This is a genomic window from Rothia sp. HMSC067H10 (genome assembly GCF_001810635.1).
Classification (GTDB): Bacteria; Actinomycetota; Actinomycetes; order Actinomycetales; family Micrococcaceae; genus Rothia; species Rothia dentocariosa.
Genome location: NZ_KV802279.1, coordinates 152,203 through 167,135 on the forward strand (window position 1 = coordinate 152,203; position 14,933 = coordinate 167,135).

Genomic DNA, 14,933 nt, shown 5'->3' on the forward strand with positions numbered 1-14,933 from the left:
CAGGCTGAGGAATCGTATTTAGGTGAGGGTTTTGAGGATAGCCCGCGCGTGTTTTGCCGCCTGCGAGGATCCTTTAAAACCGCCTAACCACGCGGTCGTCTCGGGGCTTAGCTGCGGGGACTCATTCGTGCCGTGAACACGCACGTATTCCTGCGCATATACGCCCAGGAGCTTCCCCATCCCATGCTGGGTGCGCTCACAATGCGGCAGCAGGCCCCCTAAGAAACGCAGGGTAACGTGCGGGTCTATGGCCGCCATATCCTCAAAGGTATGCGCCCACCGGGTGAACATTAGCGCCGGAGCAGCTTGCGAGAACCCTTTAGTGGCGTCTTCGTAGGAGAGTCGAACGCCAAGGTTCTCCGCCAACAGCTCGGCGGCTCCCGCACGGTCTATATGATGCTTTGAAGTAGCCAGCACAGCGAGCGCCTGCGCGGTGATGGAGTTCCACTGCCCCGGATGGTTCCTGAGGGTCTGGACCATATCATGCATGTAGTGGTGCCCGTCTTCTTCGTCGAGAAAGACCCATCGTTCCAACAGCCCTACTGCCACGGGCACTGTGGAAGAAGGGCAGAGGCGCGCCAGTTCTTCGCAGCTCGTTGCCGCATAGTGCAGGGTGAGCAGATGTTTTTCGTCCGGCGTGTGGTGTGGTTCTGCGGCAGGCAGGTGCACGGTGGGGCTCCACCACACGTTTTCGGGTTTGCCGTTGGGGCGTTTCGCCTCGCTTTCACGATAATCCCAACTCACTCGGATGCTCTCAAGAATATTGGGGACTTTACCCGTACTTTTTCCGGAACGCACGTAATCAGGATGCGGGGCATCGTGGTTCGTGTCCTCGGCGGTCTGCTCGGCCTCAACTGGGGCTTTCAAGGCTGTATGATGCGCGGTTCCCTCTTCTGTACGTTTCAGGAGTTCGGCGTCCTCTAATTCCTGCCGTGCAACCGGGCTGAGGTTCTGCACATGCTGATACAGCGTTTCAGTCGCTTTGGCTTGATGCAGTAATTTTGCGGTTGCTACCTGCACCTGTGGATGCGCGTGGTTCAGCCCCGCAGCAGATGCTTCGGCAACCGGCGCATCGCCGACTGTACCGCGCAGAGACGCCAAGAGTTTGAGGATCGCCAGCGCATTCGCCTTGCTCGTTAGCAGCGCGGGGGCGCATCCATGAACGAACCGGTCGGCCTCAAGAAGCCCCACCCGATGCACCGCCGAAAGCTGTTTGACTGCTAGGGTGACGGTCGTGCCCACCGGCGATCCCAGCAGGTTCACGAGCGTGTCCTGCCGTTGAGCGGATTCTGCGGCGGTGGGTTTGAGCGCGGCATACATGCGGGAGAACCACCCGGCGCGGTAGGCGGCGAAGTCCCGCGCTAACGATGCCAGGCACGCATCCAGCAGATGTCCCCGGGGAATCAGCCCCTCGGCAGAAGCCTCAAGCAGTTCTCTCTGCCAGGTGTTTCTGAACGTATTTTTATCTACCGTCGTGAACGGCCTTTCGGGGGTTCCCTCGACGGTAAATAGGTGCCACAGCAGCTCGTCACGAAATTGCTGGTCGTGGCGTAGCAGGCTCTGCCGAAGCGAAACGTTCAGGTTCATAAGCGCCAGAAAATAGTCGTCGTCATGGTTCAGCTGCAGCCCATCGTAGAGCTCAGCTAACCGAAAGAACCCCTGATCGCACCAGTGAGGTGCAGGGCTGGCCATTCGTTCGATTTCCTCGCGGAACCCGCCCGCGCGCAGGCTGCCATAATTCTCGGCTTTGTACAGGGCATATACCTGTTCGGGGCCTTTGTCCGCGAGAAGCTGGGGTAAGTCCTGGATGAATTTCTTATAGGAGGTGCGAAGATCCATATCATTGCTCATCTGCTGCTCCTGTAGACTTGACGCAAGGCATTGCTCATTCGGCGTTTATGGTTCATTGTAGGGATTTTGCCGCGCGGATGCGTTCGCTGCGGTCACACCGTCCGAAGTTCGTGGTCCCCCCTCCCATGCCAGAAATCCGCACGATTATAGGGGACGGGACTACCTGCGAGATTCCGGGGTTTAGACGGTATATGACGTCCCGTGACGAGCATCTGTCAGATAGATGTCCGTTATTTAGAAAAATATATATACATATTGCGTTGGGCATCCACCGGCTTTTTGAGGCACATCAGCTGCATATATCCCTTATATGGGGCTATAACACATCATTTTCGCGTGTATACCAAACATCTCATCAATATTTATTCACAACTAACAGATATTTATTCATAATTTTCGAGATTTTTTAATTTTACAGTATTGATTTATTAAAAATTTATGTTTAGATTTGAAACGTATCACAAAAACGTGATATATCACTCACAAGGTCTAAAAACACCTCTGTATTTTGACTTTATAGTCAAAGGATTAACCATGAAAAGATCCTGCACACCGTGCTTGCCTCGACGCTTGCTTTGGGCGCGATTGTTCCCTTAACGATCACTCCTGCTTCTGCCGTGCCTCATTGTCCTGCTGGGGCAACTTGCCTCTACGACGACATCTGGTTTGGTGGAAGACACCAGACTTACTACAACCATGAAGTTTCATGGATTGGTGATTACATGAATGATCGCACGAGTTCTTATGTACTGGGTGCTACGACAGATCGCGAACACCCCTACCACTTGTTCTACCAACATATAAATTATGGTGGAGCTAGTTTTTACGACCGCAAAGGAAAAGCACACTCAGACTTACGTGGAGTTTATTTTCCAGGCGGAGGTAACTGGAGTGACGAAATCTCTAGTCACCAACATGCAACGCGCTAATCAGATATAAATCTGTACCGGGTGGTTGAACTTAGGTTCAACCACCCACACCAATCACTTCTTACCCTCATAGAAAGAATCCAAAGCTATGAAAAGGCTTCTCTCTGCCATTACCTGCCTTACTCTCCTGTGTTCAGCATGTTCAAGCGGACCTCACACAGGTGAACCTCAGGGTGACCCTACCGCCGGAAAAGATTTAAATTATTCAAAGTTTTCAGATGTTAAAGCAACTTTTGATAATGAACATATGGAAATTATTCTTCCACTCAACAAATATATGATGTCTACATCAGAAGGGCTTATAACGCTCAGTGCAAATATTTACAATAATAATGACTGTTCAGTAGCACGAGGAGTTCCAAGCGGCAGCACCGGAGATGGTGTTGAAATTAAACCACATTTTCAGTACGGAATTTGGAATAAAGACTACGTCTCCAAATACGGATACTCTATCGACCATGATGTAACAAAAATTCGTATAGTTACATTACTTCCCCAAAAAGAATATTCGGAAGCCCAGATGGAAATATATAGCGAATGCCAAAATACAGTCCGTCAGCTGGGCGATTTCCCCGCTCGAATGCCCGAAGCCAACACTATCGTTGCTCAGGCTGATCTTGAAGCAGACTCCGCATGGATGCGCGATGAAGACGTCAAAAAATGGCACGGAGAATGGGAACAATGCCTCAAAGATAAAGGTATTTCTATTCCCAAAGACTACTACTGGGCACCAGAAGTTCCCGGCGATAAAGAAAAAGAAATTGAAGTCGCTCTCGCCGATCTAGACTGCAAAGACAGCACCGGATATTTCATGAAAACTATGAACCGCCGGGCACAATATCAGGCCGCAGCCATCGAAAAGTACAAGCCGCAGCTTGATGAATACCGCAAAAACCTTGACGCCCAAATCGAAGAGGCTAAAAAAGTATTAGCCGATCACGGAGAGCCGCTGCCCTCATGGTAAAAAATACGTCACATGTTTCTTTGGAGCGCATTCCCCGCTCGCGCATCCTCATTATTTTTATCTGCGCTAACCTGCTTTTTCTGGTTCTAGGTTTAATCGTGGGTAAAAATATGAGTACCGCACAGTCAGAGGCCCTTGCCAGCTCTCAAGAAAAACTCACCGTCACCACCAAAATCGAGAAACGTCAGGTAGGGCAGGCAACGGTACTTCAAGGGAAAGTGCAGCTGGGTAAAGCTGAGCCATACTCCCCTGCTGTAGGGGCTGAACGTGCCGTGGTTACTCGCGTTGCGGTAGAACCCGGGCGCACTATTCACCCCGGTGACCTTGTGGCAACAATCTCTGATGTGCCCATTATTGCCATGCCCGATTCCATTCCTTTCTACCGCACCATCAAGAAAGACGATTCGGGGTCTGATGTGCTGGCACTCCAACAGACCCTCACCAATTGGGGGTATGCCCCCGGTACAGACGGCACCTGGTCGGAACAAAGTATGAAGGCCTATCAGTCCTTCCTCTACAACTTAGGGGTTGCCAGCGGCGATGTTGAAAGCATCGACTGGAAAACCTTTATGCTGGTGCCCTCTGCGGGGCGCACCGTCGAAACTATCGCAGCACAGGGTACGGTACTGGGGGAGAACCCGCTGTTGACTACACGGAACGGCTCTCCCACGATCGTGGCACGTGCAACCATCGATGTCACCCGTGACCTGCACGTGGGCAGCACCGCCGAAGCTAAATCCGCCGGTGGGGCCTCAGGAACGGCAACCGTTACCGCAATATCAGAATTTAACGCCACCGGCGATATACCAGGTAAAGACGTGACCTTCACCGTGCCGGAAGGGTTCCAAGCGCCCGATGGTGCATCCGCAACTCTTGAGGTGAAAAGCAGCGGCGACCCCACACTAGCCGTACCTATTACAGCCCTGCGTGAGAAAAACGGTGAAGAGTATCTGCGCCTACACAACGGAGAAGAAGTCACCGTGACCGTAGTACGCCAGGCTGAAGGCTGGGCGGCCATTAAAAGCGACCACGAGCTGCGGGAAGGAACCGACGTTGAAATCCCAACCCCGTAGCGCCGACTTGCCCTACGAAACCGAACACGAAGAATCCATCAACAACGGGCATGAGCCTATTCTTGAGCTCGTAGGCATATCCAAAACCTACACCAGGGCCGATACTCCCGTTCTGCAGAACCTAGACCTGCGGGTGTACCCGGGCGATATGCTCGCAATTATCGGCCCTTCCGGATCCGGTAAATCTACGCTCTTGAATGTGCTCGGCCTCTTAGATACCCCCACGCACGGCAGCTATTTTCTTCGTGGACGTGACATTACCCATGCACCGACCCGCGACCTGGACATTATGCGCAGCCGACATCTCGGGTTCGTTTTTCAAGACGCACATCTGCTGCCCCACGAAAGCGTGATACGCAATGTTGCACTTCCCCTTCGGGTACAGGGAGTGGGTCTTCACGAACAACTACGCATTAGCGAAGAGACGCTCACCCAGTTGGGGCTGGAACACCGGCTCATGTATTCCGGAGGTGCGCTTTCCGGCGGTGAACGCCAACGGGTTGCTATAGCCCGTGCCCTGAGCACGCACCCGGATATTCTTCTTGCTGATGAACCCACCGGAAACCTGGACCGTGTAACTACCGAGCGAGTCATGCAAGATTTCAAAAGGCTCAATGCGGCGGGTACTACCATTGTTCTGATTACCCACGATGAAGATGTTGCCCGTCAGGCAAGCCGGTGTCTGCGCATGGTAGACGGCCATCTAGAAGAGGTGCACTTCGAGGACGCAGAATCAAGTACCGCCCCACAGCATAATATGTCTGAACGGCAGCAGAAAAAGCAGCCCCTGGAACGCAGCGGTGTTCGCGCCTGGTTCTCCTCTGTCTGGGATGCGGCGGCCGCCATGACAACACGGCTAGGACGCTCAGCTTTGCTCTGCACCGCCTATGCGCTCGCGGTCACCGGGCTGGTGGCATCCTCGGGGCTCTTGAACAGCACCGCTCATCAGGTCAGCGAACGCCTGGAAGCGGCGGCTCTCGACGAGGTTCGACTTTCACCCGTCTCCCAAGATTTTTCTTCCGAAGAAGCCGGGGAGGTTTCCCAAAAACTCACGGCGATTAACGGGGTTACCGCTGTCGGATACCGCACGAGCATCGCCGGTGATGTCTCAAAGTTCCCGCTTGACGTACCGGTTCCCATCAATAAAATAAGCGTGCTCACCTACGCTATCGACACGGGGTACCTGGAAGCGGCAGAGGCTGTCACCAAACCAGGCAACGCCCGCACCCTTTTTACCCGCGCGCATACGAATCAAGACCGCCCTTCGGCTCTCGTAGGAAAGCACGCAGCAGAACAGCTTGGGATTTCCGGTTCTGGTGCCGGCTCCATCGTGACACTCAAAGGGCGGGAGTATAGTGTGGTCGGCATTATTGAGGAAGCTCCCCGAGATGCTCTCCTGCTTAATGCTGTGGTGCTTGATATGAAGAGCGCATCGTCATACCCGCAAAACGAGCACCTTTTTCTCATGCGCACTAAACCAGGCTACCCCGCGCCTGTTTCTGAGGTAGCGCCCTTAAGCGTGGATGCGGCGCATCCGGAAAATTACAAGGTTCAGACGGTCACAGACTTGAGGTCTTTGCATCGCGGGGTCTCGAACGATATTGCGACCCTCTCGCTTGTATCCTCCTGGGGTATTCTTCTGCTAGCGGCACTGAGCGCGGGCACAACTTTGTACTTAAGCGTGCAAACCAGGCGCGGCGAGATCGCGTTACGGCGTGCGGTGGGAGCGTCGAAAGCGGCGGTACGGCGCATGTTTCTGCTTGAAGGACTTTTTATTGGGCTTGCGGGCGGTATTTTGGGGATTACGCTAGGCACGCTCCTGACCTTACTGATATGCCAACTCAATGGCTGGAAACCTATTCTGGAGGCGACTCCCCTATTCCTGGGGCTCGGCGCAGGTGGGATCTCCGGACTGGTATCTGCCATGGTTCCGGCTATTGTGGCCTCTCGCGCGCAGCCCGCCGATGCAATCCGCACGGTCTAGAGTCAGGATTCTACCCCCAGATATTATGTCGGCGAGCAGATAACAATCCGCTATCTGCTCGCCGACATAATATCTACTCGCGCTCTAGGTACGGGCGGGGAGATGTACCCGACCGAGCCCCACCTGCTGCGTTCGCGTACATCGTGCATACCTCGGTTCTCAGGGTGCCGACGAGTTGAGGTGTCTGAAACCATAAAATAAGAACATGTAATTTTGGTTTAATCGCTCTAAACCCACAAAAAGGGTATCCTAAGTTTTCATACATATAACCTCTTAAATTCCATAATTTACCCGTCACGTAATCGTTATCCGGCAGCATTACTTAAGGTCATTAACACCCTCAAAATTCCGTAATATTCGGTATTTTTACGACAAATTTTCGGCGTGTTACGACTCTTATCTTTTGCGAGTGACACTGTGTCAGCTAAGATGAAATAGATACGGCAGGGCTCCTCATAAATCCCACAGAATCCAATATCTCATGTGGGGTTGCAGGTTAGTCGAGACATGACTCTTCCGGGTAGTCCCGCGTTGACAGACGAGCTCTACAGGGACGGAGAACGATATGGATTCAACCTCTGAATAGCTCATCAGAGCATCTCAACTTTACGGCCTCACACACTAATTCCATACGCACACACAGTCATTCTAAGGAAGACAAATGCACCAAACACTCATGATGAGTGCCGGTGGTGTAGCACTAGACTTTCCTGCCTGGCTGCGCATCACCCACTTCATTAACTTTCTGATGATTGGACTTCTCATCCGATCCGGTTGGGAAGTTATTGCCTCACATCCGCGTTTTTACTGGAACAACCACTGCACCCCCGGGTCTGAGTGGCTCAAGTTCACGAAGGATAAGGTTTCAACCGTTCCCGGCGAATACACCGCCCGCGACGATCAACGAAGCCTCTCCCCTCTGATCTCGCTCCCCGGTAAGGCTCAGATTGGCTTGGGACGTGCTTGGCACGCTCTCACTACCATCATCTGGATTGCTAATGGTCTGGTTTATGTGAGCCTACTCTTTATTACGGGTCAGTGGCGCCGTATTGTTCCTACCTCCTGGGATATTTTCCCCGAGGCATGGCAGTCCATCCAGATTTACGCGGGTTTCCAAATCCCCTCTATTGAGCATTTCCAGCCCTACGATGCGCTTCAGAAGCTCATGTATTTCACCGTGGTTTTCATTGTGGCACCACTGATGATTGCCACCGGTCCTATCATGAGCCCCGCGTTCTGCGGTCGCTTCCCACGCTACGTGCGGTTGTTCCGTAACCGCCAGACCGCCCGCTCAATTCACTTCTTGGGCATGGCGTTCTACTGCGTCTTCACCATCATGCACGTGGCGCTGGTACTCATCGTTCACCCGCAGTACAACATTGCGCACATGATGCTCAACAAGAACTACAACGAGATTGATGCGGCACAGTTCGCCCAAGCAGTGACCATGCTGATCGTTGGCGTCGTCGTGGTTCTCGCGGTCTGGATCGGTGCTTCTTACTGGTCGCATCGAGACCTGCGCTTCGCCCAGACCTTCGTTTGGGGCCTGACCCAGCCGGTTCGCAACCTGTTCCTGGATCGCATTTCCTCACGCCAGGTCAAGAAGCAGACCTTCACGGATGCCGATATTTCGCCGTTCCACTGGGTTAACACACGCCCGCCTACAGAGCGTGAAAGCACCGAATGGAACCGACTGCGTGAACAGGACTTCGTGGATTATCGCCTGGAGCTGGGCGGTTTGGTGAAAGAGTCGAAGTCGCTAAGCATCGACGATTTGAAGTCCTTGGGCAAGGAAGTCAATATTACGATGCACACCTGCATGCAGGGGTGGACGGGCATCGCCAAATGGGAAGGCGTTCGCCTGCGTGATGTACTCGCCCTTGTCGAAAAGGACGATAACGCACGGTACGTTATGGTGACTTCCTTCGGGCACGTGGGTCACACTTACGATGGTCGACCCACCGAACCCTACTACGAATGCTTGGATATCTCCATGGCAATGGAGGACGAAACCATTCTGGCTTGGGGTATGAACGATAAGCCCCTCCCAGATGTTTACGGTGGTCCCCTACGCTTGCGTGCAGATTCCATGCACGGCTACAAGATGGTCAAGTGGGTTCAGAAAATTGAATGGATCAGCGATTACCGCGATGTTGGCGACGGTCAAGGCGGTAGCCGCGAAGATTCCGGTCTGCAGCACTTCGACGCTCGCGCGTAAAGTTCTGTAGCTTGTTCCTAGAAGCCCCTGCTGGGCACCGGGTACTCTCCCTGGATGCGCGGCAGGGGCTTCGCTGTGCCCGTGCGGCGGGCCGGCTGCTCTACTCCCCTAGCTTCGTGATGCGCGCGCTTATGCCGTTCGAGCGGTGATAGCGTGCGAGGCACTTCTCCCACACAATGAAAGGGGATGGGAACCATATTAGGTTCCCATCCCCTTTCATTGCGTCAGCAGAGCTCTAGACTCAACCGCCTAGTCCGTTTACCGCATTTGCCGAACCGGCTATTTGCCTTCGAGAATCACCACATCCAGGATGCGCGGCCCGTGCACACCCTCCACGCGAATCAGCTCAATATCGCTGGTCGCAGACGGCCCAGAGATCATGGTCACCGGGCGCTCATAGGTGATGCGTTCAATCGCCTCCGGCACCAGCTCCACAACCGTGGATTCCGGCACCACACACACGTGGTGGTCGGGCACCAGGGAAATCGCACGGCGGCCTTCCTGCGGGGCGGAGTTCAAGAAAATGGTGCCGGTCTCAGCGCACGATACGGTCGAGGAAGTGACCACCGCATCCACGTCGTCAAGTTCATGCACCGAAAGCGCGCCGGGTTCGAGAGTGCTCCCCGAATCGGTGACATGCACGCGGGTTGCGGTATCCTCAGGCAGCCATTCGGGGTTCAGCCCGGTGGGAACCACATAGCGCGAGTTCTCTCCCAGACGCTCGGCAATAACCTCAGCGATATTCGACTCGGTCGCGTTAAAGACGTTCGCCTTATAGTCGATCAGGCGATCCACCAGCATCTCAATAGTCTGCTCGCGGTTCAGCTCGCTCACGCGGCGGTAGTTACGCACGGGGGTTGGTGCCTCGGGGGCATCCGACAGGGACTCACGAATACGTGTGAGGATATCTTCCTTCGCAGAGGACATTATGCGTTCTCCTTACCTTCACGAGCCGCCTGAGCTTCGGCCGCAGCCTGTGCGTTCGCTGCGGCTTCTGCAACCTTACCCTTATTCGCTTCAATGAGAGCGGCAATATCCACGCGCTCGGCGCTGTCGCGAGCGGGTGCGCCCGACTTTTCCTTCTTCCACCAGTTGCGGAACGATTCTTTGGGAGGCTCAGGAATATCGCGGTAGTCCGTCCAACCGCCGACAATTCCGGGCACCTTCGTAATCTTATGTTTCTTGCCGCTAATCAGACGGGACATCGGCAGACCGCGTTCGGCGACCGCCATCATCTTGCCCGAGGAGAACAGCTTCTTAGCACCGTACATCATGGCGTCCATCTGGGTGGGCGCGTGTTTCTTCGCGTGCTTCGCCTCAACATCCTTACCGCGCAAATGCACCAGCACCTCGGGGAAGTTGATCTTCACGGGGCACACTTCGTAGCAGGCACCGCATAGCGAAGATGCGTATGGCAGCGAGTTATTGTGCGCCGCTTCAATACCGGAAAGCTGGGGCGAAAGAATTGCACCAATCGGGCCTGGGTAGGTGGAACCGTAGGCGTGACCACCGGCGCGCTCGTACACGGGGCACACGTTCATGCAAGCAGAACAGCGGATGCAGCGCAGAGCCTGGCGACCCAGTTCATCGGCCAGCACAGCGGTACGACCATTATCGATAAGGATCACGTGCAGGTTCTGCGGGCCGTCACCGGGGGTTACGCCCGTCCACATGGAGGTGTAAGGGTTCATACGCTCACCGGTGGAAGAACGCGGCAAAAGCTGCAGGAATGCCTCGTAGTCCTGGAAGGTGGGCAGCAGCTTCTCGATACCCATGAACGAGATGAGGGTATCGGGCAGGGTCAGGCACATACGACCGTTGCCTTCAGATTCCACGATGGTCATGGTGCCGGTCTCAGCGATACCGAAGTTCACACCCGAAACGGCAACCTTAGTTGAGAGGAATTTCTCGCGCAGACGGTTACGCGAAGCCTCCGCAAGCTCGGCGGGTTCATCGGTAATATCCGGGTTAATGCCTTCAATCTTCTTAAGGAAGATATCGCGGATTTCGCGGCGGTTACGGTGAATTGCCGGAACCAGAATGTGCGAGGGGCGATCTTCGCCGAGCTGCACAATTTCTTCTGCAAGGTCGGTCTCAATAGCGTTAATGCCGTTCTCTTCCAAGAACTCGTTCAGACCGGTCTCGGCAGTTGCCATGGACTTAATCTTGATAATCTCGTCCACGCCCTGTTCGCGAATCAGGTCGAGAGCGATCTGGTTTGCCTCGTGAGCATCGCGCGCCCAGTGCACATGGCCGCCGCGCGCGGTAAAGTTACGCTCGAACTGTTCCAGCATTTGGGGCAGGTTGAAGAGCACATAGTTCTTCACCATTTCGCCGGTGTTGCGCAGCTCCTGCCAGTCGGGCAGCTCACTGGTGACGCGAGCACGCTTATTGCGAATAGCGTGGGTCACGAAACGCAGGTTATTACGCAGCTGGTCATTCTTCAGCTCACGCTTGGCGTATTCGGGGAACGGTTCGTTCTCAAAGATATTGCCTTCGCCGTAGTGCACGACCTTCGGCATACCCAGGGGGATTGCGGTGGAAGTCATCATCAACCTACTTTCTATGCGAAGGCGAGTTCTACGTTGCCGTCAATCTTCAGCGGATTCTCCTTAGTGGAGGCGAGGATTTCGGCAAAATGGACGGTCTTAACAGAGGATCCGCGGCGTGAGAGCGCACCGCCGATATTCATCAGGCAAGAGCAGTCGCCGCCGGTGCATACGGATGCGCCGGTCTTCTCAACGTTGGTTGCTTTGTCTTCAACCATCGCACCGGAAACATCGGCGTTCTTGAACGAGAAGGTTCCGCCGAAGCCGCAGCACTGGTCGAGGCCCTCAATTTCGGTGTACTTAATGCCTTCAACGGTGCGCACAAGATCTGATTGGCGGGAGCCAAGATGCAGCAGGCGCATACCGTGGCATGAGCTGTGGTAGGTCACGTGCTCGGGGAAGTAAGAACCAAGCTGCTCGGCGGCGTTGGTGATACCCAGAACGTCAATGAGAAGCTGGGAAAGTTCAAAGGTGCGTGCGGCAATCTGCTCTGCTCGCACGGCAAGATCTTCGTCGCCCTGATGACGAGCTATCATGGGCTGCTGGTGCCCCAGGGATGCCACGCAGGAACCTGAGGGTGCCACGGCAACATCCCAATCCCACGCCTCAAAAGACTCGACGTGGTTTTTGACGACGGGGTAGGCATCATCAAAGTACCCGGAATTGACGTGCATTTGGGAACAGCAGGTCTGCCCGGGAGGGTAAACAACCTCATGCCCCAAGCGTTCTAGAATCTCGACGGTCGCGCGTGCTACGCGGGGATACATGCCATCAACAATGCACGTGGAGAAAAGCGCAATACGCATGTTATCCGTCCTTTCTGGTTTCGAGTCTCTACAGAACCGCTGGTGTGGGATGCGGTATGCGCTCCGGGACGCAAATTCCTGTGCCGAATTTACGTAACGCGGGTTTTCAACGCGCCAGGATCATGACTGACCAGGTTCTCTCAGGAACCCGCCGGTGTTTACGGGGACCGGTCATATCGGTGTAGAAACGTAATCGTAGACTTTCTTCGTTGATCTTCATTTAACACCAGGTTCGGAGCATTCCTTTAATTGAAATAACGAACATTTTTCTCACCAAATTGAGTTTTAAGGATTCCCTTAGTTTCAGGTAGTAAAGCATGCTTTAGGTCATAGCAACCCCAATGTTTCGAGATACCTTAAACAGACATTCCAGCGGGTGCATATGCAGCATCCGCGAGCTGATGCGGAACTGCTCGATTTCTCTGCATAATTTCCCGTAAATATGCATACTTTACCCATGAAATCCCTTGCAATATTGGATGGTACAACCCGGGAACATCTCGAAAAAATACAGTGCGCAAAATCTCTATGCGCAGAGCTGAAATTTAATGCCAGAAGTTGGAACAACCCGTTTTTGACGCCCAGAACGCAAATATCACCCCTCTCCCCCGCCATCGTGCGGAAAACACACCTGCACTCTATAAGTTGTATCTCAAAGCACCCTTCGGGTAGGCTTCACATGAAGCTAATGGTCAGACCACATCCCACGCGGCGCCATAAGCGCCACGAACTCGTGGGATTTTGATTGGTCTGACCACATCCACGTCGAACCGAACCAAAGGAGTTCCAGTGAATACATTCTTCGCTGAACCCAACGCAGTCGGTGGAAGCCTTGGGCTAAGCGCGCTCGTGGCGACCATACCGCTGCTGACCTTCTTCATCATGCTACTCATAATCAAGGCACGCGCACACTGGTCGGCGCTGGTAGCACTTGCCGCATCTATCCTAGTGGCAAGCCTCGGCTTTACGATGCCCTTCGACTTAGCAGGACTCAGCGCGGTACGCGGCGCTATCTACGGTTTGGTCATCTGCTGGGTGATCCTCGGCGCTATCTGGTTCTACCAGGTCACCGTGCTTGCCGGACGCTTTGAAGACTTGCGCCGCACCTTCGACCGTCTGGGCGGCGGCGATTTGCGCATCCAGGCGATTCTGATTGCCTTCTGCTTTGGTGGTCTGCTTGAAGCCCTCGCAGGGTTCGGTGCTCCCGTGGCAATTACCGCGACCATGATTCTTGCCCTCGGTGTGAAGCCGCTCAAAGCAGCTATTACCGTGCTTCTTGCTAACACCGCTCCTGTGGCCTTCGGCGCCGTCGCCGTCCCGATTGTGACTGCAGGCGATGTTGGCGGCAAAGACCCGCACGTTATTGCAACTATCGTCGGTCACCAGGCACCGTTCCTGGCAATGTTCGTGCCCGTCATTCTGCTCTTCATCCTCGACGGTATGAAGGGTGTTAAAGATGCATGGCTCCCCGCCTTCGTCATTGGCATTTCCTTCGGTATTGCACAGTGGATCACCGCAGCAACCCCCGCATACAACCTCACCGACGTGGTGGCATGTATCGTCTCGATGGGTGCCGCAGTGCTCTTCCTGCGCTTCTGGAAACCGCGCGGCGTAGAAGGCGTGCGTGAGCGTTACGGCCTGCCTTCACAGGTCGAAGAGAAAGAAGCGCTGCCCGCCGTGCGTGTGTGGATGGCTCTTCTACCCTACCTGATCGTGGTTGTTATCTTCGGTCTCGTGAACCTCAGTGCAGAGTTGAAGGCATGGCTGAAAACCGTGGCTATCAAAATCGATATTCCCGCGCTTAGCTCCCGCTTGGTCACCAAAGACGGCACAAAAGTTAAAGATGCTGTTTACTCTTTCACCTGGCTCTCGAACCCCGGTACCCTGCTGATTATTTCGGGTCTGATCGTGGGTGTTATCTACTTCCTCTTCAACGAGAAGGGTCGCTACGGGTTCAAGTTCCCCGCACTGTTCACCGAATTCGGTTCGGTCGTCTACCGTATGCGCTGGTCAATTCTAACCATTGCGTCAGTGCTGGCACTGGCATACGTCATGAACTTCTCGGGTCAGACCGTTGCCATGGGTACCTTCCTGGCAGGACTCGGCCCCGTATACGCTATCCTGGCGCCCGCACTGGGCTGGATCGGTACCGCTGTGACCGGCTCGGATACCAGCGCCAACGCGCTGTTCTCGAAGCTGCAGGTCTCTGCCGCCGAGAACCTGCACCAGGCCGGTATTTCTGGGGCAACCCCCGAACTGCTGCTGGCTGCTAACACCACCGGTGGTGTGGTCGGTAAGATGATCTCCCCGCAGTCCTTGGCTATCGCGGCAACCTCCGTGGATATGGAAGGTAAGGAATCCGACATTCTCAAGGCCGTGGTTCCCTGGTCGTTCGCCATGCTCGTGGTGGTTTGTATTCTGGTCTTCCTGCAGACCAACGTGCTCTCGTTCCTGATTCCCTAACCGGTACGCTGCACATACAAACGCATAAACCACGACGGGGCGGTGTACTTCACGGTACGCCGCCCCGCGCGTTTCTCTCACCATTCCTCATAGGCT

Annotated in this window: 10 protein-coding genes; 6 read left to right on the forward strand and 4 right to left on the reverse strand. The window is 54.5% G+C overall.

What is annotated here, in order from left to right; all coding sequences use genetic code 11:
• Window positions 1–18: 18 nt before the first annotated feature.
• The gene (locus HMPREF2756_RS01415; protein ID WP_070617439.1) at window positions 19–1,851 is read right to left on the reverse strand and encodes a DUF6493 family protein; all 1,833 of its coding nucleotides are present in this window, start codon (window positions 1,849–1,851) and stop codon (window positions 19–21) included.
• A 617-nt stretch (window positions 1,852–2,468) separates the two neighbouring features.
• On the opposite strand from HMPREF2756_RS01415, the gene HMPREF2756_RS11585 reads away from it, so the two are divergent.
• The 5 genes from HMPREF2756_RS11585 (at window position 2,469) to HMPREF2756_RS01435 (ending at window position 9,019) form a co-directional block, all read left to right on the forward strand.
• On the forward strand, window positions 2,469–2,780 hold the full coding sequence (locus HMPREF2756_RS11585; protein WP_371440699.1) for a peptidase inhibitor family I36 protein: 312 nt from the start codon (window positions 2,469–2,471) through the stop codon (window positions 2,778–2,780).
• A gap of 88 nt (window positions 2,781–2,868) precedes the next feature.
• The gene (locus HMPREF2756_RS01420) at window positions 2,869–3,744 is read left to right on the forward strand and encodes a hypothetical protein (protein WP_070617442.1); all 876 of its coding nucleotides are present in this window, start codon (window positions 2,869–2,871) and stop codon (window positions 3,742–3,744) included.
• Window positions 3,738–4,817, forward strand: coding sequence for an efflux RND transporter periplasmic adaptor subunit (locus HMPREF2756_RS01425; protein WP_070617446.1), 1,080 nt, complete (start codon window positions 3,738–3,740; stop codon window positions 4,815–4,817). Before HMPREF2756_RS01420 ends, HMPREF2756_RS01425 begins: the two co-directional genes overlap by 7 nt.
• Entirely contained in the window at window positions 4,798–6,801 is a 2,004-nt protein-coding gene (locus tag HMPREF2756_RS01430) for an ABC transporter ATP-binding protein/permease (protein ID WP_070617448.1), read from the forward strand. The genes HMPREF2756_RS01425 and HMPREF2756_RS01430 overlap by 20 nt, the downstream gene beginning before the upstream one ends.
• 661 nt (window positions 6,802–7,462) lie before the next feature.
• Window positions 7,463–9,019 (forward strand): molybdopterin-dependent oxidoreductase, encoded by a 1,557-nt coding sequence (locus tag HMPREF2756_RS01435; protein ID WP_070617451.1) that lies wholly within the window; start codon window positions 7,463–7,465, stop codon window positions 9,017–9,019.
• 279 nt (window positions 9,020–9,298) lie between these two features.
• Here the strand turns inward: HMPREF2756_RS01435 and HMPREF2756_RS01440 are convergent, their stop codons facing one another.
• The 3 genes from HMPREF2756_RS01440 to HMPREF2756_RS01450 are packed head-to-tail and all read right to left on the reverse strand — an operon-like array spanning window position 9,299 to window position 12,374.
• Window positions 9,299–9,946, reverse strand: coding sequence for a LutC/YkgG family protein (locus tag HMPREF2756_RS01440; protein ID WP_070617454.1), 648 nt, complete (start codon window positions 9,944–9,946; stop codon window positions 9,299–9,301).
• Window positions 9,946–11,571, reverse strand: coding sequence for a LutB/LldF family L-lactate oxidation iron-sulfur protein (locus tag HMPREF2756_RS01445; RefSeq protein ID WP_070554576.1), 1,626 nt, complete (start codon window positions 11,569–11,571; stop codon window positions 9,946–9,948). Before HMPREF2756_RS01445 ends, HMPREF2756_RS01440 begins: the two co-directional genes overlap by 1 nt.
• An 11-nt stretch (window positions 11,572–11,582) precedes the next feature.
• Window positions 11,583–12,374 carry a (Fe-S)-binding protein gene (locus HMPREF2756_RS01450; protein WP_004005516.1) on the reverse strand — a complete coding sequence of 264 codons (792 nt, stop codon included), beginning with the start codon at window positions 12,372–12,374 and terminating at the stop codon, window positions 11,583–11,585.
• Between the two features lie 789 nt (window positions 12,375–13,163).
• Between HMPREF2756_RS01450 and HMPREF2756_RS01455 the strand changes: the two genes are divergently transcribed.
• Window positions 13,164–14,837 carry an L-lactate permease gene (locus tag HMPREF2756_RS01455; RefSeq protein ID WP_070617457.1) on the forward strand — a complete coding sequence of 558 codons (1,674 nt, stop codon included), beginning with the start codon at window positions 13,164–13,166 and terminating at the stop codon, window positions 14,835–14,837.
• Window positions 14,838–14,933: the final 96 nt, after the last annotated feature.

Excerpts from the sequence above, each read along its gene's own strand:
- HMPREF2756_RS01440 (WP_070617454.1), bottom strand. The coding sequence starts at position 9,946 with ATGTCCTCTGCGAAGGAAGATATCCTCACACGTATTCGTGAGTCCCTG.
- HMPREF2756_RS01425 (WP_070617446.1), top strand. The coding sequence starts at position 3,738 with ATGGTAAAAAATACGTCACATGTTTCTTTGGAGCGCATTCCCCGCTCG.
- HMPREF2756_RS01415 (WP_070617439.1), bottom strand. The coding sequence starts at position 1,851 with ATGAGCAATGATATGGATCTTCGCACCTCCTATAAGAAATTCATCCAG.
- HMPREF2756_RS01435 (WP_070617451.1), top strand. The coding sequence starts at position 7,463 with ATGCACCAAACACTCATGATGAGTGCCGGTGGTGTAGCACTAGACTTT.
- HMPREF2756_RS01445 (WP_070554576.1), bottom strand. The coding sequence starts at position 11,571 with ATGATGACTTCCACCGCAATCCCCCTGGGTATGCCGAAGGTCGTGCAC.
- HMPREF2756_RS01420 (WP_070617442.1), top strand. The coding sequence starts at position 2,869 with ATGAAAAGGCTTCTCTCTGCCATTACCTGCCTTACTCTCCTGTGTTCA.
- HMPREF2756_RS01450 (WP_004005516.1), bottom strand. The coding sequence starts at position 12,374 with ATGCGTATTGCGCTTTTCTCCACGTGCATTGTTGATGGCATGTATCCC.